The organism is Mycobacterium sp. P7213 (genome assembly GCF_900604305.1).
Classification (GTDB): Bacteria; Actinomycetota; Actinomycetes; order Mycobacteriales; family Mycobacteriaceae; genus Mycobacterium.
This window is the reverse complement of record NZ_UWOA01000068.1, coordinates 1-20608: the sequence shown is the minus strand read 5'-3', so window position 1 is coordinate 20608 and position 20608 is coordinate 1. Positions and strand designations below refer to the sequence as shown.

18 protein-coding genes and 2 pseudogenes are annotated in these 20608 nt (G+C 68.1%); 7 read left to right on the top strand and 13 right to left on the bottom strand.

Annotation, left to right across the window (positions count from 1 at the left end):
- Positions 1-250, top strand: a pseudogene (locus tag EJK91_RS19780) (pullulanase); the annotation flags it as partial.
- 102 nt (positions 251-352) lie between these two features.
- The gene (locus EJK91_RS19775) at positions 353-1225 is read left to right on the top strand and encodes a PE-PPE domain-containing protein (RefSeq protein ID WP_125079762.1); all 873 of its coding nucleotides are present in this window, start codon (positions 353-355) and stop codon (positions 1223-1225) included.
- A 62-nt stretch (positions 1226-1287) separates the two neighbouring features.
- Here EJK91_RS19775 and EJK91_RS19770 read toward each other — a convergent pair whose 3' ends face one another.
- Positions 1288-2061, bottom strand: coding sequence for a TIGR03084 family metal-binding protein (locus EJK91_RS19770; RefSeq protein ID WP_125079761.1), 774 nt, complete (start codon positions 2059-2061; stop codon positions 1288-1290).
- Positions 2048-3352: an MFS transporter gene (locus tag EJK91_RS19765; protein WP_125079760.1), complete on the bottom strand. Its 1305-nt coding sequence runs from the start codon at positions 3350-3352 to the stop codon at positions 2048-2050. Before EJK91_RS19765 ends, EJK91_RS19770 begins: the two co-directional genes overlap by 14 nt.
- 128 nt (positions 3353-3480) lie before the next feature.
- On the opposite strand from EJK91_RS19765, the gene EJK91_RS19760 reads away from it, so the two are divergent.
- On the top strand, positions 3481-4086 hold the full coding sequence (locus tag EJK91_RS19760; RefSeq protein ID WP_024442744.1) for a YqgE/AlgH family protein: 606 nt from the start codon (positions 3481-3483) through the stop codon (positions 4084-4086).
- A gap of 28 nt (positions 4087-4114) precedes the next feature.
- On the opposite strand, the gene EJK91_RS19755 is transcribed toward EJK91_RS19760, so the two are convergent.
- Together EJK91_RS19755 and EJK91_RS19750 are read right to left on the bottom strand one after the other, a co-directional pair.
- Positions 4115-4561 carry a hypothetical protein gene (locus EJK91_RS19755; RefSeq protein ID WP_125079759.1) on the bottom strand — a complete coding sequence of 149 codons (447 nt, stop codon included), beginning with the start codon at positions 4559-4561 and terminating at the stop codon, positions 4115-4117.
- 24 nt (positions 4562-4585) lie between these two features.
- On the bottom strand, positions 4586-5524 hold the full coding sequence (locus tag EJK91_RS19750) for an LpqN/LpqT family lipoprotein (RefSeq protein WP_125079758.1): 939 nt from the start codon (positions 5522-5524) through the stop codon (positions 4586-4588).
- 183 nt (positions 5525-5707) lie between these two features.
- Here EJK91_RS19750 and leuS point away from each other — a divergent pair, with 183 nt between their 5' ends.
- Positions 5708-8584: a leucine--tRNA ligase gene (gene leuS, locus EJK91_RS19745; protein ID WP_206430449.1), complete on the top strand. Its 2877-nt coding sequence runs from the start codon at positions 5708-5710 to the stop codon at positions 8582-8584.
- Between the two features lie 93 nt (positions 8585-8677).
- A pseudogene (locus EJK91_RS23045) lies at positions 8678-9462 on the top strand (adenylate cyclase regulatory domain-containing protein).
- A gap of 1 nt (position 9463) precedes the next feature.
- Here EJK91_RS23045 and EJK91_RS19725 read toward each other — a convergent pair.
- From EJK91_RS19725 to EJK91_RS19685, 9 genes are all read right to left on the bottom strand, one after another.
- Entirely contained in the window at positions 9464-10129 is a 666-nt protein-coding gene (locus EJK91_RS19725) for an SDR family oxidoreductase (protein WP_024442741.1), read from the bottom strand.
- On the bottom strand, positions 10129-10641 hold the full coding sequence (locus EJK91_RS19720; protein WP_024442740.1) for a MarR family winged helix-turn-helix transcriptional regulator: 513 nt from the start codon (positions 10639-10641) through the stop codon (positions 10129-10131). Before EJK91_RS19720 ends, EJK91_RS19725 begins: the two co-directional genes overlap by 1 nt.
- Before the next feature lie 57 nt (positions 10642-10698).
- Complete coding sequence (locus EJK91_RS19715; RefSeq protein WP_046301836.1) at positions 10699-11445, bottom strand: amino acid ABC transporter ATP-binding protein; 747 nt, start codon at positions 11443-11445, stop codon at positions 10699-10701.
- On the bottom strand, positions 11442-13223 hold the full coding sequence (locus tag EJK91_RS19710; RefSeq protein ID WP_046301841.1) for an ABC transporter substrate-binding protein/permease: 1782 nt from the start codon (positions 13221-13223) through the stop codon (positions 11442-11444). Before EJK91_RS19710 ends, EJK91_RS19715 begins: the two co-directional genes overlap by 4 nt.
- A complete protein-coding gene (locus tag EJK91_RS19705) occupies positions 13205-14002 on the bottom strand; it encodes an LLM class F420-dependent oxidoreductase (RefSeq protein ID WP_024442737.1) in 798 nt (265 codons plus the stop codon). The genes EJK91_RS19710 and EJK91_RS19705 overlap by 19 nt, the downstream gene beginning before the upstream one ends.
- Positions 14003-14162: 160 nt before the next feature.
- Positions 14163-15059: an alpha/beta fold hydrolase gene (locus tag EJK91_RS19700; RefSeq protein WP_024442736.1), complete on the bottom strand. Its 897-nt coding sequence runs from the start codon at positions 15057-15059 to the stop codon at positions 14163-14165.
- A 22-nt stretch (positions 15060-15081) separates the two neighbouring features.
- Positions 15082-16173, bottom strand: coding sequence for an inositol-3-phosphate synthase (locus tag EJK91_RS19695; protein WP_024442735.1), 1092 nt, complete (start codon positions 16171-16173; stop codon positions 15082-15084).
- A gap of 79 nt (positions 16174-16252) precedes the next feature.
- Positions 16253-16852: a PadR family transcriptional regulator gene (locus tag EJK91_RS19690; RefSeq protein WP_024442734.1), complete on the bottom strand. Its 600-nt coding sequence runs from the start codon at positions 16850-16852 to the stop codon at positions 16253-16255.
- 125 nt (positions 16853-16977) lie between these two features.
- Positions 16978-17829, bottom strand: a complete 852-nt coding sequence (locus EJK91_RS19685) for a DUF1707 SHOCT-like domain-containing protein (RefSeq protein WP_125079756.1) — start codon at positions 17827-17829, stop codon at positions 16978-16980.
- A gap of 112 nt (positions 17830-17941) precedes the next feature.
- On the opposite strand from EJK91_RS19685, the gene EJK91_RS19680 reads away from it, so the two are divergent.
- Both EJK91_RS19680 and EJK91_RS19675 read left to right on the top strand, forming a co-directional pair.
- The gene (locus tag EJK91_RS19680) at positions 17942-18367 is read left to right on the top strand and encodes a DUF5318 domain-containing protein (RefSeq protein WP_024442732.1); all 426 of its coding nucleotides are present in this window, start codon (positions 17942-17944) and stop codon (positions 18365-18367) included.
- A partial coding sequence (locus tag EJK91_RS19675; protein WP_444850839.1) for a transglycosylase domain-containing protein occupies positions 18285-20608 on the top strand: 2324 nt, incomplete at its 3' end. The genes EJK91_RS19680 and EJK91_RS19675, both read left to right, overlap by 83 nt.

The following is a 20608-nucleotide window of genomic DNA, read 5'->3' as shown; positions in this document are numbered from 1 at the left end:
GCTGCGTTGGGTGGGACTCGACAACGTCGAGCACACCGGCGGTCCCCTGGTGGATTTCGACGGCGACGGACGGGTCAATGACCGGCTGCTGGATTCCGATGGTGACGGGCGGGCCGACCGGGTGCTGATCGGCAATGACGGGGGCGGCTTCGGCGCCGCCTACGTCGACACCGACGGTGACGGGCGGTGGAACGTCAAGCTCACCGACGCCGATGGTGACGGTGCCGCCGATGGCGCCACCGCGTTGTGAATTGCCGAGCACCGCGGGGTACCCGAGAACGGTGATTCCAGAAATACTGAACGCGGCGACAACTTCGCCCCGGGTATGCCGACTAACGGGGGGAGGGCAGCAATGAAGAAGATGCGGGTGGGCGCCCTTCTGGGGGCGCCGCTGGTGGCCGCTCCGACGTTGATCGGAGCGGCGAGCGGCGCGGCGACGGTCCCGGACACCGATCACCAGATCCTTCAGTACGGCCTGGCCGCCGAAGCCCTGGTCATGATTCCGGCGATGAACCAGGACTGGCTCGACCTGAGCAAGGAGCTGTACCTGGTGCCCAACGGATTCGCCCCCGACGGCACGGCGACGTTCCTTCAGGTGCCGGAGACCAACGACCTGAACGCGAGCATCAGCGGAGCCACCCAAATTCTGGTCGAGGCGATCGCGCAGCGGTGGAACGACGGCGAGTTCAGTTCCACAGACCCGCTCTACGTTTTCGGATATTCGCAAGCTGACGTCGCAGCCGGGCTGGCGGCAGAACAACTCCACGCGCAGTATCCCGACATGCCTTTGGATGCACTGCATTTCGTGTTGGTGGGCGACAGTGCCGCGGAGGGCGGATTCCTGAGCGGATTCATGCCGACGCTGCTGCAATGGATACCGGAGTCATGGCACGCCGACGTGATCAACATGGTCTATCAGTTCGCCGAGCTGATGCACGTCGACTCGGTCATCGGCTTGGTGACCCCGAGCGATTTGTACACGACGGACGTCTACTCGCTGTCCAGCGACGGGTTCGCGAACTGGGACAACGGCCAGCAGATGGCCGGCATGTTCAGCGACCACCTCGCATACCTGGGCCTGACGCCGACCGAGATCGCGGGTGCGACCGAGGACGTGATCGGCAACACGACCTACCACATGATCGACTCCGCCGACGTGAACATGTTCCAGGCGCTACTGAATTCGCTCGACATGATCATCGGCGGAGTACTCGCCTGGTTCTGAGCCGCGCGCTCAGCGCCCCCGGCGGAGCTGGTGCGGCCGGGTCTCGCTTCGCGCTGGCGCGCTCAGCGCCCCCGGCCGGGCGGTCCGGCGAAGGCTTGGGCGATCTCCAACCAGCGCTGCGCGTCGCCGCCGTGGGCCACGACGTCAAGGTCAGCCAGCGCACGCCGCTGCGTGACCAAAAAGCAGAAGTCCTCGGCGGTTGCGGTCACCCGCTGCTCGGCGTTCACCGGACCCCATGCCCACACACCGCCCCCGGGCGCGTGTAGTTCCACGTGAAACGGTTCGGCCGGCGGGGTCAGGTTGTGCACGGTAAACGCGAAGTCGCGGGTCCGCACACCCAAATGCGCGATCGACCGCAACCGTGCCGTGGGTCGGCGGCGCACCCCGAGTGCATCGGCCACGTCCAGGCCGTGCGCCCAGGTCTCCATCAGCCGAGCGGTGGCCATCGAAGCGGCGCCCATCGGCGGGCCGAACCAGGGCAGCTTGCGTCCGTCAGCCACACCGAGTAGCTCCTCGTGCAGCTGCGCGCGGGTGGAGCGCCACTCCGCCAGCAGCTCGGCCGGCGGCAGCCCGGCCAGCTCGGCGGCACCGGCGTCGACGAATCCGGCCGGATCCTTCATCGCCTCGGCGAGGGTGGCAGCAAAACCCGCCTCATCGACGATCGCGGTCAACGCCACCCGGTCGGTCCAGAGCAGATGCCCGATCTGATGAGCGATCGACCAGCCGGTCGCCGGTGTGGGCGTGCCCCACTGACTGTCGGCGAGCGCGGCTACCAGGGCGTCGAGCTCGTCGCTTTCGGCAATCAGATCCGCGACGATCGATTCAGTTTCGGCCATGTTCGTACTTTAAGCCCACCGGTTCGCGGCGCCGCCCGATGAACGCGTGACCGGCCAACCCGACCAGGTACAGCAGGGTGCCGGCCACGATCAGCGACGGCGCCTGCCCGTCGGGGGGAATCACCGCCGCGGCGCCGGCCACAGCGAGGAGGAACGACACCCAGAACAGCGAATCCTGTACCGCAAAGACGTGTCCGCGCAGGGCGTCGTCGACGTCGATCTGCATGGCGGTGTCGGCACAGAGCTTGACCACCTGCCCGGCGACTCCGAGCAGGAAGCCGCACAACACCAGAACCGGCAGGTACAGCCCGACGGCGGCCAGTTGGATGACCGCAGCCGCCGCCAGGGCGCCGTTGGTGGTGGCGTAGCGGCCCCAGCGGTGCACCGCCGGCGGGGTCAGCGCCGTGGCCAGAAATGACCCGGCCCCGGCCGAGGCGACGAACAACGCCGTGGTGCCCAGGCCAGACACCGTGTGTTCCCCGACGTGCCGGACCAGCACCAGCACCACCAACGTGTTGATGCCGAAGGCCATCCGGTGCGCGGCCAGTCCGGACAGGGTGGCGGCCACGGTGGGCCGGTCGCGCACCGTCCGGATGCCGTGCATCCAGCCCGTCGTCACCGCGTAGAGCACCGAGCCGTGGATTGCCCGCTTGGTGTCGTCGGGACCGAGCACGTGGGCTTCGAAGCGCAGCGAGAGCACCAGGGCGATGGCGACGGGGATGGCTACGGCCGCGATGATCGACGCCGCTCCGCGGTCGTCGGAACCGATCAGCCAACGCGGTAGCAGCATGAAGTTGGCGCCCAAGAAGGCGGCGACCGCACCGGTCGCGATCGCCACGGCATTCATCGTCACGACCTGCTCGCGCGGCACCACGTGTGGCAGCGCCGCGGACAGCCCGGAGGCGATGAACCGGGTGAATCCGTTGGCGATCAGTGCCGCGCACAGCACCGGCAGGTCACCGGCACCGACAGCCAGCAGCACGGCGATCCCGAGCACCAGCACCAGTCGGGCGAGGTTGGCCATCACCATCACCTGGCGGCGGTCCCAGCGGTCCAGCAGGGCGCCGGCGAACGGCCCCAGCACCGAATACGGCAAAAACAGCACGGCGAAAGCACCCGCGATCGCCCACGGCGAGGCGGCTCGGTCCGGGTTGAACAGCAACGCTCCGGCCAGTCCGGCTTGGAACAGGCCGTCGCCGAATTGGCTGGCGGCCCGCAGTTCCAGCAGTCTGCGGAACTCGGGCAGGCCGCGCGTCGACCGCCACAGTGACGCGGGTGCGCGGTTGTCCACCACAGAACCTCTTCCAGCCTCGGGCGGCGGCGCGGCACCGGCCCCAAACCAGCCTACAAATATCGCGGGCCGGCCGATGTTCGGCACAGCTCAACACGAATGACGGCGGCGGGTGCCATGATGGAAAAATGGCCCAACCCGAAGACCCCGAGGACTATGTCGCGCCCGCTGCGCATCGGGTACGGGCCGGCACGCTGCTGTTGGCCAACACCGATCTGCTCGAACCCACCTTTCGCCGCACCGTGATCTATGTGGTCGAGCACAACGACGGTGGAACCCTGGGCGTGGTGCTCAACCGGCCCAGTGAGACCGCTGTCTACAACGTGCTCCCGCAGTGGTCGGAGCTGGCCGCCAAACCCAAGACGATGTTCATCGGCGGGCCGGTGAAACGCGATGCCGCGCTGTGCGTCGGGCTGTTGCGGGTCGGCACCGAGCCACACGGGTTGCCCGGTCTGCGGCACATCGACGGCCGACTCGTGATGGTCGACCTCGATGCCGACCCCGAGACCATCGCGCCGCACGTCGAGGGTGTGCGAATCTTCGCCGGTTATGCCGGTTGGACCATCGGCCAGCTCGAGGGCGAGATCGAGCGCGATGACTGGATCGTGCTGTCGGCGCTGCCGTCAGATGTGATGGTCCCCCCGCGAGTCGACCTGTGGGGACGAGCGCTGCGCCGGCAGCCCTGGCCCACGGCGCTGTTGGCCACCCACCCGATCGACATCAGCCGCAACTGAGTCGGCGGCCGACGCCGACGGCGGCGTCTTACCCGCAGCCGCAGCCGCGGCCGCACCCGGGCGCCGGCTCCGGCGGCGCGGGCTCTCCGCAGCCGCAGCCGGCTCCGCAACCCGCCTCCTCGACGGGCGCACTGTCTCCGCAACAGCCCGACCCGCAACAGCCGACGTCGGCCGCCGCGTGGGCCTGAGCCGACAGGCGTGCCGCGTAGCGGGCGCCCTGCCAGGTCCCAGCGGCCAGCGTGGCGAGTGCCCCGGTGATCGAGATGATCAACGCCAGCAGCGCCATCGACGACGGGCCGGCCAGCACCAGCACACCGCCCGCACCCAGGATCACGCCGACGGCGATCTGGGCGGGCGCGACAGCCCGCAGTACCAGTTGTTCGGGGTCACCGGTGAGCGGGCGCACCAGCGTTCGGACTCCGAACACCAGCGACACCACCGCCGCAACCAGGCACAAGACACCCATGATCAGCATGGGTCCACCATACGAGCCGGGCGCTTATCCCGTGGTGCCCACCTGGTGGCGGATGACGCCGGATTCCACCGGAGGGCGGGGAACGTCGAGCGGCGGCGGCGCGGTGCCCACCTGGTGGCGCACCGTGCCCGATTGCACCGGACCGCTGGGGGCCGGGGGCGGCGGGTTCGTACCGGGACGCTCGACCCGGAATCCGTTGACGATTCCGTCGGTCGCCGGAGCCGTGCCGATCGCGCGACCGGCGCCGGTGGTCACGGTCAGCGACACCAGGTAGGCGGTGTCGTCTGTCGGCACGATCACGTGGCGCCGTGAGGTGTTCAGCGTCATGTCGGCGTCGCGGTAGGTCCCCTCGATGATCGACGAGGGAAACCCGTTGAAGTCGTCCAGGGAGGCGTTGGTGGTCTGCCAGGCCATCAGTGTCTGGCTGTCAATGAACCCGTGCGTGATCGCTTCCTTCGGGTCGAACTGCCCGTCCAGCCGGTAGACCACGACCTGGGCGTTGGGGGTGTAAAGCGACCCGCTGCGCCGGTCGGCGATCACGGCGAACGCGTCGGGGACGTTGGGGTCGGGCACGTGGGACCAGCCCGCCGGCATCGGCAAGGTGATGTTGAACGCGTTGAACCCGGCGGGCTGTTGCGGTTGCAACTGCACCTTCTTGGCCGCGAAGTAATCGCGCAGGGTGCCCGAGGTCGCCGGTACGAGGCCGCTCGGCGGCGCGATGGCAGTCGGGGCGCCTGGCACCACCGCGGGCGGCGGGGTCGCCGGCGCCGGAGCCATCGGGCGCGGCGCTGACGCGAGCGGCCCGGTCACCGGTGCCGCTGCCGGCTGGGCGGCGGGGCCGTAGGGATTCGGCTGTGCCGGGACCAGCGGATCAGCGGCCACGGCGGGGATACCGGCCAAGCCCGCCGCCATGACAGCGGCGCAGCCGAAGAGGAGTCGCCAGCGGTGCGCGGTGTTCGTCATCTCCAGGGTCCTTCCGGGGCGGGCCGGGCAGCGATGCCCTGGCCGTGAAATGACGGTAGCCACGCGCCAACAGCATCGCCAGGGCCGCAACCGACCTGGAACTAAGCCCTCACCGGGTCGCAATCCAACTGATACCAAGCTGTGGCGATCGGACCGAAAAACACCGCCGTTTACCCTGTTGAGGTGAACGAAGCCCCGACCACCCAGGGATCCAGCGACCAGGCACCCCGGCACCGCTACACCGCGACGCTGGCCGGGCGTATCGAAGACACCTGGCAGCACCACTGGGAGCAGGCAGGGACCTTCAACGTCGCCAACCCGGTCGGCTCGCTCGCACCGACGGACGGTTCAACAGTTCCCGCCGACAAGATGTTCGTCCAGGACATGTTCCCCTACCCGTCCGGCGACGGCCTGCACGTCGGGCACCCCCTCGGCTATATCGCCACCGACGTCTACGCCCGCTTCTTCCGGATGACCGGCCACAACGTGCTGCACGCCCTGGGCTTCGACGCCTTCGGCCTGCCCGCCGAGCAGTACGCGGTGCAGACCGGTACCCACCCGCGCATCCGTACCGAGGCCAACGTCGAGAACTTCCGTCGGCAATTGCGCCGCCTCGGCCTGGGCCATGACAGCCGGCGCAGCTTCTCGACCACCGACGTCGACTTCTACAAATGGACGCAGTGGATCTTTCTGCAGATCTACAACGCCTGGTTCGACACCAGCGCGAACAAGGCGCGTCCGATCTCCGACCTGGTCGCCGAATTCGACTCCGGGGCACGCATCCTCGATGACGGGCGTGACTGGGCGCAGCTGTCGGCGGGTGAGCGCGCCGACGTGATCGACGGCCACCGGCTGGTCTACCGCTCGGACTCGATGGTCAACTGGTGTCCGGGCCTGGGCACTGTGTTGGCCAACGAAGAGGTCACCGCCGATGGGCGAAGTGACCGCGGCAATTTCCCGGTGTTCCGGAAGCGGTTGCGGCAGTGGATGATGCGGATCACGACGTACTCCGACCGGTTGCTCGACGACCTCGAACTGCTGGACTGGCCGGAGAAGGTCAAGACCATGCAACGCAACTGGATCGGACGCTCCACCGGTGCGGCGGCGTTGTTCGCTACGAACACCACCGACGGCTCAACGGTGGGTATCGAGGTCTTCACCACCCGCCCGGACACGCTTTACGGTGCCACCTACCTGGTGCTCGCCCCCGAGCACGAGCTGGTCGACCGGCTGACTGTCGAGGCCTGGCCGGACGGAGTGGATCAACGCTGGACTTTCGGAGCCGCCACGCCGGCCGCGGCCGTCGCCGACTATCGCAAGGCGATCGCGGCGAAGTCCGATCTGGAGCGCCAGGAGAACAAGACCAAAACCGGTGTGTTCTTGGGCAGTTACGCCACCAACCCGGCGAACGGTCAGCAGGTCCCGATCTTCATCGCCGACTATGTGCTGGCCGGCTACGGCACCGGAGCCATCATGGCGGTTCCCGGGCACGATCAGCGTGACTGGGAGTTCGCCGCCGAGTTCGGCCTTCCGGTGGTGGAAGTCATTGCCGGCGGCGACATCTCAGTTTCCGCTTACGCGGGCGATGGCACTCTGGTCAATTCCGGACCGCTGGACGGCATGGCCGTCGGGGACGCCAAGAAGGCGATGACTCAACAGCTGGAGGCTCAGGGCCGCGGCTGGGCGCGCATCGAATACAAGTTGCGGGACTGGCTTTTCGCCCGCCAGCGGTACTGGGGCGAGCCGTTCCCGATCGTCTTCGATGCCGACGGCCGCGCGCACCCGCTGGACTCCGCCGCACTGCCGGTCGAGCTGCCCGACGTCGCCGACTACTCACCGGTGCTGTTCGACCCGGACGACGCGTCCAGCGAACCGTCGCCCCCGCTGGCCAAGGCGACCGATTGGGTGCATGTCGAGCTGGACCTCGGCGACGGACTGCAGCCCTACACCCGTGACACCAATGTCATGCCGCAGTGGGCCGGAAGTTCCTGGTACGAGTTGCGTTACGCCGACCCGCACAACACCGAACGCTTCTGCGCGCCGGAGAACGAGGCCTACTGGATGGGCCCGCGGCCCGCCGAGCACGGACCCGATGATCCCGGCGGCGTGGACCTCTACGTCGGCGGCGCCGAGCACGCGGTGTTGCATCTGCTGTACTGCCGCTTCTGGCACAAGGTGCTGTACGACCTCGGGCACGTCAGCTCGCGCGAGCCCTATCGTCGCCTGGTCAACCAGGGCTACATCCAGGCTGCCGCCTACACCGACTCCCGCGGGTCTTATGTGCCGGCAGCTGACGTCGTGGAGCGTGACGGAAAGTTCTATCTGCCGGGCGCTGACGGTGACACGGAAGTGTTCGCCGAGTACGGCAAAATGGGCAAGAGCCTGAAGAACTCGGTGTCTCCGGACGAGATCTGCGACAGCTACGGCGCCGACACACTGCGGGTCTACGAGATGTCGATGGGCCCACTGGATATGTCGCGGCCGTGGGCCACCAAAGATGTGGTCGGCGCACATCGCTTCCTGCAGCGGGTGTGGCGGCTGGTCGTTGACGAGGAGACCGGTGAGACCCGGGTGCTCGACGGCGAACCGGACACCGAGACCCTGCGACTGCTGCACCGCACCATCGTGGGGGTGTCGGAAGATTATGCGGCACTGCGCAACAACACCGCGGCTGCCAAGTTGATCGAGTACACCAACCACCTGACCAAGGAGCATCGCGAAGGGGTTCCGCGCTCGGCGGTTGAGCCGCTGGCGCTGTTGCTCGCGCCGCTGGCTCCGCACCTGGCCGAGGAACTGTGGCGGCGACTCGGCCACGATTCCTCACTGGCGCACGGCCCCTTCCCGGTGGCCGACCCGGCCTACCTGGTGACCGACACCGTCGACTACCCGGTGCAGGTGAACGGCAAGAAGCGCGGACTGGTCACGGTGCCCGCCGATGCCGATAGCGACGCGATCAAGGCCGCTGCCCTGGCCGACGACAAGGTGCAGGCATTCCTGTCCGGTGCCGCCCCGAAGAAGGTGATCGTGGTGCCCGGCCGGTTGGTGAATCTAGTGGTGTGACAACGATCTGAGGCGACAGCATGGGGGCCGAGAGCGAAGCATTCCACGAGACGCTGGCGGAGTTGGGGCTGTTCGACGGTCTCGACGCCCCTGTTGCAGGGCATCGAACGTGCGCTGGGGCTGCCGCGGTTGGATGATCCCGATGCCGCCCTGCTTTTGCGGGCTGACGGCGAGGCCGCCGCGTGATTGCAGCAACTTATCGGGGCCGGACTGGACCCGGGCCAAGTGCTGCTGATGATTCGCCGGCTTTCCGAGGGCATTTCCCGGGCGGTTCCGGCATTCCGGTACAGCACTATCTCGGCGATCATGCGGCCGGGTCTCACCGAGGTTGAGGTCGCCAAAGCGCACGAGGAAATCGTGCGAACCGTTACACCCTTGTTGGGGGACATGATTCGCGACGTTCTGCTTGTCCAGCTACGGCGGGTGCTGGAGGGTGAGGAGGTCAACGCCACCGAGCGGGCGGCCGGCGTGGCGCTTCCCGGGGCGCGGCAGCTCGCGGTGGCCTTCGCCGACATGGTCGGGTTCACCCGGCTGGGCGAGGCGATACCGCCCGAAGAATTGGTGGGACTCGTTGAGCGCCTTGCCGATCTGGCCCACGAGGTGGTCCACCCTCCGGTGCGGCTGGTCAAGACGATCGGCGATGCGGTGATGCTGGTGTCGTCCGACGCCGCGCCCGGGATTGGTTCGGCAGCCCGGTGAATGTCGCGAGCCGGGTCACCAGCGTCGCCGAGCCCGGTGAGGTCATGACGGAGGGCGCGGCCCGCGAGGCCGTCGGGGAGGCTCCGGGGTACGCCTGGTCGTTTGTCGGCACCCGTGCGCTCAAGGGTGTGGAGGGCGAGACCAGATTGTTCCGGGTGCGGCGGCAGGAAACCCGATAGCTCAGCGCGGCCGGACCACCACTTCTTGCAGCTGTGCCTCGGCGGGTGTGCGTATCGCGGCGGCCACCACTTCGGCGACGGTGTCGGGACGCAGGAATCGGGCCGGGTTGTACTCGCCGCCCTCGTAGGCGACCAGGTCTTGTTGCATGTCGGTGTCGACCCGGCCCGGGTACACGGTGGTGACCCGTAGTGCGGGCTCGTCGCTGCGCAGTGAATCCGCGAACGCCCGCAGCGCGAACTTGCTCGCCGAATACGACGCCATTCCGGGGGAAACCCGTTGCCCGGCACCGGAGTTGATGAATACCACCTGCCCGCGGGCCGCCCGCAACGCGGGCAACAGAGCCAGGGTCAGGGCCACCGCACCGAATACGTTCACCTCGAAGGTGGCCCGCCACTCCTCGATATAGGACTCGCCGGCGGCACCGGGCAGCATCACCCCGGCGTTATGCACCAACACGTCGAGTTCGTCGACGATCTCGGTGGCCGCCTCGATCCCGTCGATGTCGGCCAGGTCCAGCGGCCAGGTGGTGGCGCCGAGCCGTTCGGCCACGGCGTCCAACCGCGCCGACGGGCGACCGGCGAGCAACAGGGTGTGGGTCGGCGCCAACGCCGCCGCTATCGCCGAACCGATACCGCCACCGGCTCCGGTGATCAGCGCAGTCGGCATCAACCGCAATCCATGGGGCAGCCCGCATCGCCGGCGGCTGCCGGTTCGACACCATCACAGGTCGCCAGCCGCTCCAGGGGCTCGAGCGCGCGGGTCAGGGTGTCGAGTTCTTCCTGGCTGAGCTTGTTCAGCATCGCCGCCAACGCCGCGTGCCGGTTTGCCAGCGACTCGCGGTGGCTCGCCAGACCCTCGGGGGTGATGTCGACCAGCACGGCCCGCAGATCCGAGGGATCGCGGCTGCGCTTGACCAAGCCGATCTTCTCCAGGCGGCGGATCGCCACCGTGGTGGTGGGGGTGCGTACCCGCTCATGGGCGGCCAGCTCGGTCATCCGGATGGGACCCCGGTCCAGCAGCGTGATCAGGATCGACAGCTGAGCCAGCGTGAGTTCGCCAGTCGGGGTGCCTCTGCTGATATCGCCGCGACGCAGGATCGAGAACAGTTTGGACAGCGAACGGTGCAAGCCTTCTGCGATCGCCGTCACCTGCGGCGTATCGGCCTTGCTCTCCGTCATAGTTCGCCAGTCTAACGGGTGACTGTGAAGCGGGTTGACAAGTCGTACAGGTTGCTGTCACAACACCTGGGACAGAAACTTCTGCAGCCGCTGCGTCTCGGCGTTGTCGAAGATCTGATCGGGCGGCCCGCACTCCACGACCTGGCCCCGGTCCATGAACACCACCGTGTCCGACGCCGAGCGGGCGAAGCCCATCTCATGAGTGACCACCACCATCGTCATGCCGTCGGCCCCGAGTTCGGCGATCAATGCCAGGATCCCCTTGACCAACTCCGGATCCAGCGCCGAGGTGGCTTCGTCGAAAAGCATCACCTGCGGCTGCATCGCCAGGGCGCGGGCGATCGCCACCCGTTGCTGCTGGCCGCCGGAGAGCGCCGAGGGGCGGGAGGTGGCCTTGTTCTTCAGCCCGACTCGATCCAACAGCCCCAGCGCCAGTTCGCGGGCGGCGTCGTCGGACATCCCGCGCAGCTTGCGCGGAGCCAGGGTGATGTTGTCCAGCACGGTGCGGTGGGGGAACAGATTGAAATGCTGGAACACCATCCCGATCCGCTGCCGCAGCTCGTCGGGGTCGTCGGCCAACACCGATCGGCCGCCCAAGAGGACGTCGCCGGCATCGGGTTCGTGGAGCCGGTTCAAGGTGCGCAGCATCGTCGACTTACCCGAGCCGGAGGGACCGATCACCGCGGCGGTGGCGCCCGCCGGCACGTCGAGGTCGACTCCGCGCAACACCTGATGTTTGCCGAACGACAACTCAATTCCTTTGGCCGCCAGCGACACCGGCTCGCGCGCTGCGGGCGCCGTCACGTCATCTCCTGACTGGAGATCGCCGGGCTCAGCTCGACGGCATCGTCGGGTTCGGGGGGCCTGCCGCGCCGCAGCCGATGATCGACGACGTTCACCAGGTGCGTCAGCGGGATGGTCAGAGCCAGATAGAGGATGCCGGCGGCCACCAAGGGGGACAGGCTGCCGGTCTGGGCGTTGAAGTCGCGGCCCACCTGGAACAGTTCGCGCTGACCGGCGACCAGGCCGAGGAAGTACAGCAGCGCCGACGCTTTGAGCAGGGCGATGAACTGGTTGACCAGCGCCGGCAGCACTCGCCGGATACCCTGCGGGATCACCACCAGTCGCATCGCCTCCGGGTAGCCGAAACCCAGTGCGCGCGAGGCCTCCAGCTGACCGGACTCCACACTCTGGATGCCCGAACGCAGGATCTCTCCGATGTACGCCGCCGCGGTCAGCCCCAGCGCCGCGATCCCCAGCGGATAGGGATTGTTGTGCGTCAGGCCGCCCACCAGCGGCCCGACCGCCAGGCCGATGAGCAGGATGATCAGCACCTCGGGCAACCCCCGGAAGATGTCGGTGTAGATCCGCGCCGGCCAGCGCAGCCAACGGCTGCGCGAGAGGCCGGCCACGGCCAGCCCCAGGCCGGCGACCAAGCCGATGACGCCGCCGCTCACCGTCAGCAGCACCGTGTTGGGCAGGCCGGTCTTGAGCAGATCGGGCAGGGCGCGCCGGTACAACTGCCAGTCGAAGAAGGAGTCGCGTAGCTGCGCCAGAGTTGACTTGGGTGTGTACGGCTCGGACTCGGGCCGGTGATGCCGGGCCGCAATCGCGGCGAAGTCCGGCAGGTGTGGGGTGGCCGCCGACTTGGAACCCGGCTGCCAATCCGGCGGCAACGGCCGCGGCACCCAGTCGGTGAACAGCTGCGGCCAGGTGCCGTCTTCGATGACGGCGTCCAGGCCGGAGTTCAGCGCCGAGATCAGCGCCTGGTTCCCCTTGGCCACCGCGTACGCCTCGAAGCCGGCCGGGCTGAACGTGTAGCCGACGATCTGTGCCGGGTCACCGGGCCTCAACAGGTTCAGTGCGGTCAGCGACGGGGCCACCCACGCGTCGACCTGGCGGCTTTTCAGGCTGGCGTAGAGCGTGATCGAGTCGGGGAACCGCACCGGTTCGACTTCCAGGGCGTCGACGGCGTAGGCGTCTTCGACCGTGCCTTGGACCACCGCGATGCGCTGGCCGCTGGCCAGGGAGTCGAATCCGGTGATCCCGGATCCGGCCGGGACCACCAGCGCCATGTACCCGAAGTCGTAGCCGTTGGTGAAGCCGACGGTGCGGCGGCGCTCGTCAGTGGCGTTGATCGACGCCGACCCGACGTCGAAGCGTCCCGACTCCACCTGGGCCAGCAGGCCGAAGAAGTCGGTACCGACGAAATGCACCCGCAAGCCCAGCTTCTTGGCGATGGCCCGCAGCAGTTCGTTGTCGAACCCGCTGTAACGGCCGTGGGCGTTGATGCAGTTCGTCGGTGGGCTTTCGGTCAGCGTGCCGACCGTCAACACTCCGGGGGTGCCCAGCCCGAGCTTGGTCACGTCAATCGAACTGAGCGGTTCGACGCCGGCCGTGGTGTATTTGTCCTCGCGTGGCCGCTTGGCGTTGGCCAGTTTGACCGGCAACGCGACCGCGGCCTGCTCCCCGGGCGGGGTGCACAGGTCCGGGGCGGCCCCGGCCGGCGGCACCGCCGCCAGTCCGCCCACGATCATGCACGTGGCGATGAACGCCGCGAGCCTTATTGCTGGTCGCGCCATCGGCACAGCGCCTCGGCGGCGGACAGGTCGTAGTCGGGTCCGCTGCTGCCGATGGTCAGCAGGCGGACCCCCAGTCCGGTCAGTGCGTCGGCCTCGGCCAGCAATTCGGCCACCGTGCCCCGGGTCTGGTCGCCGCCCAGCGCCGCCGAGTGTTCGATGGTGGCGGGGTCTCGCCCGACGGCGGCACAGTGCTCCGCCAGCACGGCTGCCTTGTGCGGGTAGGCGTCGGCGTCGGCGAAGCTGTGCCACATGTCGGCGTGCTCGGCGACCAAGCGCAGGGTCTTGCGCTCCCCGCCGCCCCCGATCAGTAGCGGGATCGCGCGGGTAGGCGGCGGATTCAACTGCGTCAGACGGCTTTTGATCCGGGGCAGCGCGCCGGCCAAGTCGTCGAGGCGGCTGCCGGCGGTGCCGAACTCGTAGCCGTATTCCCGGTAGTCCCGGTGTTTCCAGCCCGAGCCGATGCCCAGGATCAGCCGGCCGTCGCTGATGTGGTCGACGGTGCGGGCCATGTCCGCGAGCAGCTCCGGGTTGCGATAGGAGTTACACGACACCAGCGCGCCGATCTGGATGCGCGAGGTCTGCTCGGCCCAGGCGGCCAGCATGGTCCAGCACTCGAAGTGCGGTCCATCGCGGTCGCCGTAGAGCGGGAAGAAATGGTCCCAGTTGAAGGCGATGTCGACGCCGAGGTCTTCGCAACGCCGGACCGCGTCGCGGATGGCGCCGTAGTGCGCGGCGTGTTGGGGCTGCAGTTGGACGGCAATGCGGATGGGCCGGGCCATCTCGCCACCTTATCCCCGGAACCGCCGGTGTCGATGCGGCGATTCCAGCTTCGCCTCTCCTTCGTCGAGCCTCGCTGAACCGCCGGTGTCGCTGCGGCGATTCCAGCTTCGCCTCTCCTTCGTCGAGCCTCGCTGAACCGCCGGTGTCGCTGCGGCCGTCTCAGCTCCGGTTCTCGGCGAGGGCCATCCGAAGCAGCTCGACCAGGACACGAGGCCGATCACTTTGTACGGAGTGTCCGGCACCGTCCACCACGTGGGTGGTCAGCCCCGGCGAGCGTTGGGTGAACTCGGCGACGTCGTCGGCGGTGACGAAGAACGAATCGCCGCCGCGGATCAAGGTGGTCGGCGCGGTGATCGCCGAGACATCGGTCCACAGCTCGGTGAAGTCGCCGACCGAGCGGATGGTGTCGTAGCGCCACGTCCAACTGCCGTCGGGCAACCGACGAGTGTTGTGGAACAGCCCGCGTCGCAGGGACTCCACATCGCGGTGCGGCGCCGCGGCCGCTGTGACGGCCAGCAGCGACTCGAACTCGGGGAAGGTCCGGTCGCCTTGGGCCAACGCCACGGTTCCGCGGTCGGCGGCACTCATCTCGGCATGGCGCTGCAAAGCCGACGGCGTCACATCCACGATCGCCAACCGGGGCACCAGCTCGCCGGCGGTGGCCGCCAGGCGGATCGCGGTCAGCCCGCCCAGCGACATACCGACCACCAATTCGGCATCGGAGGCCAGCTCCTGCAGTACGGGCGCCAAAGTGGCGGCATTGCGCTGCGGTGAGTAGTCGCCGTCCGCACGCCACGCCGAACGGCCATGGCCGGGCAGGTCCACCGCCAGCGCGGGCTCGCCGAGCCCGAGGATGACGGTGTCCCAGGTGTGAGCGTTCTGCGCGCCGCCATGCAGGAACACCACCCGCGGCGGCGCCGAACCCCAGCGCAGCGCACTGACCTCACCGGCCTCGATCCGCTCCACGTCGAGCAACGGACCGGTCAGACCGGCCTGCTCGGCGTTGCCTCCCAAGAGGGCGAACTCCGAGAGGCCGGCCAGCTCGTCGTCAGTCATGTGCGGTGCGCAGCGGCGGCCGCTAGCCGACGATGAATTCCTCGAGCTGGGCGCGCGCGACGTCGTCCGCCAGCTGCTTGGGCGGGCTCTTCATCAGGTATGCCGACGCCGGCAGGATCGGTCCGCCGATGCCGCGGTCCTTGGCGATCTTGGCGGCACGCACCGCGTCGATGATGATGCCGGCCGAGTTCGGCGAGTCCCACACCTCGAGCTTGTACTCCAGGTTCAGCGGCGCGTCACCGAAGGCGCGGCCCTCCAACCGCACGTAGGCCCACTTGCGGTCATCGAGCCAGGCGACGTGGTCGGACGGGCCGATGTGGACGTTCTTGTCCTCGACCTTGCCGGCCAGCGAGCCGGTCAGGTTAGAGGTGACGGCCTGGGTCTTGGAGACCTTCTTGGACTCCAGCCGCTCACGCTCGAGCATGTTCTTGAAGTCCATGTTGCCGCCGACGTTGAGCTGGTACGTGCGGTCGAGGGTGACACCGCGGTCCTCGAACAGCTTGGCCATCACCCGGTGGGTGATGGTGGCGCCGACCTGGCTCTTGATGTCGTCGCCGACGATCGGCACGCCGGCGTCGGCGAACTTCTTGGCCCACACCGGGTCGGAGGCGATGAACACCGGCAGTGCGTTGACGAACGCCACACCGGCGTCGATGGCGCACTGGGCGTAGAACTTGTCGGCCTCTTCAGAGCCCACGGGCAGGTAGGAGACCAGCACGTCGACCTTGGCCTCGCGTAGGGCGGCGACCACGTCGACGGCCTCGACGTCGGAGACCTCGATGGTCTCGGCGTAGTACTTGCCGATGCCGTCCAGGGTCGGGCCGCGCTGCACGATCACGTTGGTGGGCGGCACGTCAGCGATCTTGATGGTGTTGTTCTCCGAGGCGAAGATGGCCTCGGACAGGTCGAAGCCGACCTTCTTGGCGTCCACGTCGAACGCGGCGACGAACTTCACGTCGCGGACGTGGTACGGGCCGAAGCGCACGTGCATCAAGCCGGGGACCGTCGAGGTGTCGTCGGCGTTCTGGTAGTACTGGACGCCTTGGACCAGCGAGGACGCGCAGTTGCCGACGCCGACAATGGCGACCCGCACATCCGTCGTTTGCTCAGTCATTTTCGACGCTCTCCTTTTTCTGCTTTCAATGCTGAAGTGCTGTGTTGTGTTGTCCCGATACCCGCGTCCGTATGCGGGGTCAGGGTTGTTCGGCGCGGTTCGATGCCGCCGGGTCTCTCCTCGCGCGCTGCGCGCGCTCGTCGCCCCCGGACGAGCCCTGCGATACGCGTTCGGCCGCGATCAACTCGTTGAGCCACTTGACCTCCCGCTCACTGGACTCCAGCCCGAGCTGGTGCAGTTGGCGGGTGTAGCGGTCCAATGAGTTGCTGGCCCGTGCCACCGCGTTGCGCAGACCTTCCCGGCGTTCTTCCACCTGCCGGCGGCGGCCTTCGAGAATCCGCATCCGCGCCTCAGCGGGGGTGCGGTTGAAGAACGCCAGGTGGACTCCGAAGCCGTCGTCGGTGTAGTTCTGCGGACCGGTGTCGGACACCAGCTCGTTGAACCGCTGACGGCCGGCGTCGGTCAGCCGGTACACCCGTCGGGCCCGGCGCACCGGGGTTCCCGTCGGCGCGGCGTCCTCGGCGATCACCCCAGCCAGCTGCATGCGCCGCAGCGCGGGATACAGCGAGCCGTAGGAGAACGCCCGGAACGCACCCAGCAGACCGGTCAACCGCTTCCGCAGCTCGTAGCCGTGCATCGGAGACTCGAGCAGCAAGCCCAAAATCGCAAGCTCAAGCACTCCAGTCACCTCCTGAGATGGTGTAGCTACGTCCGGTCGACGGTTCGCGCCATAGTATCGCGCCGATATAACCAAGCCCAAGTGGCTGCTGTTCGCCCGATGTTCAATGGCGTGAAACCCGCCGGTCAGGACGGGTAATTGATGCGCTTGACGGTTCCGTCGCCGGCGAAAGCGATGTAGCCGCCGCCGTAGTCGCTGGAAACGTACACCGACAGCGACAGCGCCCCCGGTGTGGTGGGATCCCGCGCCGGATCGACGATCAGGTAGGTGCTTTTCACGTCGTCGGGTTTGATACCGAGCGTCTCGGGAGCCCCGCGCAGGATGCCGACCGCGGCTTTCACGTCGAATGCGCTCAGATCGACGAGCACGTCATCGCTGCTCTTGGACGAGGTCGACGGGTCATCCCAGCCGCCGCGGTAGGAGTAGTCGAGTTTGCGGCGCTCTTCGGTCGGGTCGGGACGATTCAGCGATGCGTAGTCGGGGTAGACCACCAGCCGGTAGCCCATGGTGTCGCCGAACTTCTGCCGAGCCTGCTCCAGCAGGCCGGTGAGCCCGCCCAGGGACTGCAGCTGTCGTGGCGGGGTGAGTACCACCGGCGCGACACCGTCCGGCTTGGCGCCAGGATCCGAGGTGAAGCTCAGCGGCGAGCTGGTGTTCCCGTACATCGCCCAACCGAGCAGCATTCCCGCCAGCAACGCGGCGCCCAGTGCGCCCAGCGCCTTGAGGGCGACACTGCGCACGCCGAACTCGGCGGGACCGCGCAGCGTCGGCAGCTTGACCGGGGCGGTCTCGGTCTGCAGGTCACCGACCAGGGAATGCAGGTCTCCGAGGGTCACGGCGCGGGTGGCTGCGCTGATGCGCTCCTGGTGTTCGGCGCTGGACACCTGCCCCTGGGCCAGAGCGCTGTCCAGGATTCGGCAGACGTCGTCCCGGTCGCTGTCTTTGGCACGAGTGCCCGCGGTCTGCCGTGTCGCCACGGCGACGATAGTAAAAGAAGGCCGCGCCGCGTTGACGCCGAATCCGCCGGTTGGCGCCGGTTGGGGGCGTTGATCGCCACCGCCGGTGAGCACCCGACGTACTCTGGTGACCGTGCGATTGCAGCGACAGGTAGTGGACTACGCGCTCCGGCGACGTTCCCTGCTGGCCGAGGTCTACTCCGGGCGCACCGGGGTCACTGAGGTGTGTGACGCCAACCCCTATCTGCTGCGCGCCGCGAAGTTCCACGGCAAGGCCAGTGCGGTGGTCTGCCCCATCTGCCGCAAGGAGCCCCTCACCCTGGTGTCCTGGGTGTACGGCGACCAGCTCGGAGCGGTCTCGGGCTCGGCGCGTACCGCCGAGGAACTGGTCCTGTTGGCCACCCGGTTCTCGGAGTTCTCGGTGTATGTCGTCGAGGTGTGCCGGACCTGCAGCTGGAATCACCTGGTGAAGTCGTATGTGTTGGGCCTCGCGAGCCCGCCCAAGGGATCCCGCGGTCGACGGCCGGCACGCAGCGGAGCCCGTACCGCCAGTGAGTAAACATCACGACGACGGGTCCGATGCTGGCTCGGCCCGGCCCTCCGACGCCGGCCGCCGCCCACCGTCGGGACCTGATGACCGGCAGACCACGATCATTCCGGCGGTCGACGACGCCGTGACGGCCGACCTGCGGGACCCGATCGACGCGGTCCGGGCGGCCCTGGACGGGGCTCCTCCGCCCCGCGAGCAGGCGTTGAGCGGACGGATCCCGCGGCGCGAGCCGCCGCCGGAGAAGCCGACCGCGCCGCCGCCGCGGCGGGCTGAGCGCTCCGCCCCCACCGATGCACCGGTCGCGCCGAATCCGCTGGAGTGGCTGCGTGCACATCCGCCGAACTGGCGATGGATCCGGCGCGGCCTCGGTATCTCCGTGGTGGTGATGCTGTTGTTGCCGGTCATCACCTTCGCGATGGCCTACTCCATCACCGACGTGCCCTCACCCGGCGACATCCGGACCAACCAGGTGTCGACGATCCTGGCCAGTGACGGGTCCGAGCTGGCCAAAATCATTCCGCCGGAAGGCAACCGCGTCGACATCGATATCAACCAGGTGCCGGTCTACGTGCGTAACGCGGTGTTGGCGGCCGAGGACCGCGACTTCTACTCCAACCCGGGATTCTCGGTGTCGGGCTTCGCCCGCGCGATCAAGAACAATCTGTTCGGCGGCGACACCCAGGGCGGTTCGACGATCACCCAGCAGTACGTCAAGAACGCGCTGGTCGGGTCTGAGCGGGCCGGCATGGGTGGATTGGTCCGCAAGGCCAAAGAGCTTGTGATCGCCACCAAGATGTCCAGCGCGTGGCGCAAAGACGATGTGCTGCAGGCTTACCTGAACATCATTTACTTTGGCCGCGGCGCCTACGGGATCGCCGCGGCGTCCAGGGCCTACTTCGACAAGCCGGTGGAGGACCTCGACATCGCCGAGGGTGCGCTGCTGGCCGCACTGATCCAGCGGCCGTCCACCCTGGACCCTGCGGTCGACCCCGAAGGCGCCCTGGACCGGTGGAACTGGGTGCTCGACGGCATGGTGGAGACCGGAGCCCTTTCCGCCAGTGAGCGTGCCGCCCAGGAGTTTCCGCCCACCGTGTCACCCGAGCTGGCCCGCTCCCAGAACATCACCACCGGACCCAACGGGTTGATCCAGCGGCAGGTGACCCAGGAGCTGCTCGAGCTGTTCAACATCGACGAGCAGACGCTCAACACCCAGGGCCTGCAGATCACCACCACCATCGACCCGGCGGCGCAGGCCGCCGCCGAAGACGCGGTGGCGACGTACCTCAAAGATCAGATTCCCAACATGCGGACCGCGGTGGTGTCCATCGACCCGCGTGACGGCGGAGTGCGCGCCTACTACGGGGGCTCCGATGCCAACGGTTTCGACTTCGCCCAGGCCGGTTTGCAGACCGGGTCGTCGTTCAAGGTGTTCGCGCTGGTGGCCGCGCTCGAACAGGGCATCGGTCTGGGCTACCAGGTCGACAGTTCGCCGCTGACCCTCGACAACGGCCGTACCAAGATCACCAACGCCGAGGGTGAGGGCTGCGGTGTCTGCAACATCGCCGAGGCGCTCAAGCGCTCACTGAACACCGCCTACTACCGGCTGATGCTCAAGCTCAAGAACGGGGCGCAGGACGTCGCCGACGCCGCGCATCAGGCCGGGGTCGCCAAGAGCTTCCCCGGTGTGCCGCACACGCTGTCGCAGGACGGCGGCCCTCCCGAAGGCGGCGTGGTGCTCGGCCAGTATCAGACCCGGGTCATCGACATGGCCTCGGCGTACGCCACGCTGGCGGCCTCCGGCATCTATCACCCGCCGCACTTCGTGGAGAAGGTGGTCAGCGCCGACGGCCGGGTGCTGTTCGATGTGCGGACCTCCGAAGACACCGGTGAGCAGCGCATCCCCAAAGCGGTCGCCGACAACGTCACCTCCGCTATGCAGCCCATCGCGGGATGGTCGCGTGGGCACAACCTGGCCGGCGGACGGGCGTCGGCGGCCAAGACCGGYACCACSCAGCTSGGCRMCACCGGKGCCAACCGGGACGSYTGGATGGTCGGCTACACRCCGWCSCTGTCGACCGCGGTCTGGGTGGGCACCACCGGGGGMGACGAACCCCTGGTGAATCAGTGGGGTGGCCCGGTCTATGGCGCGGGCATTCCGGCGGACATCTGGAAGGCCACCATGGACGGCGCCCTGAAGGGCACCCCCAACGAAACCTTCCCCACGCCTACCGAGATCGGCGGTTACGCCGG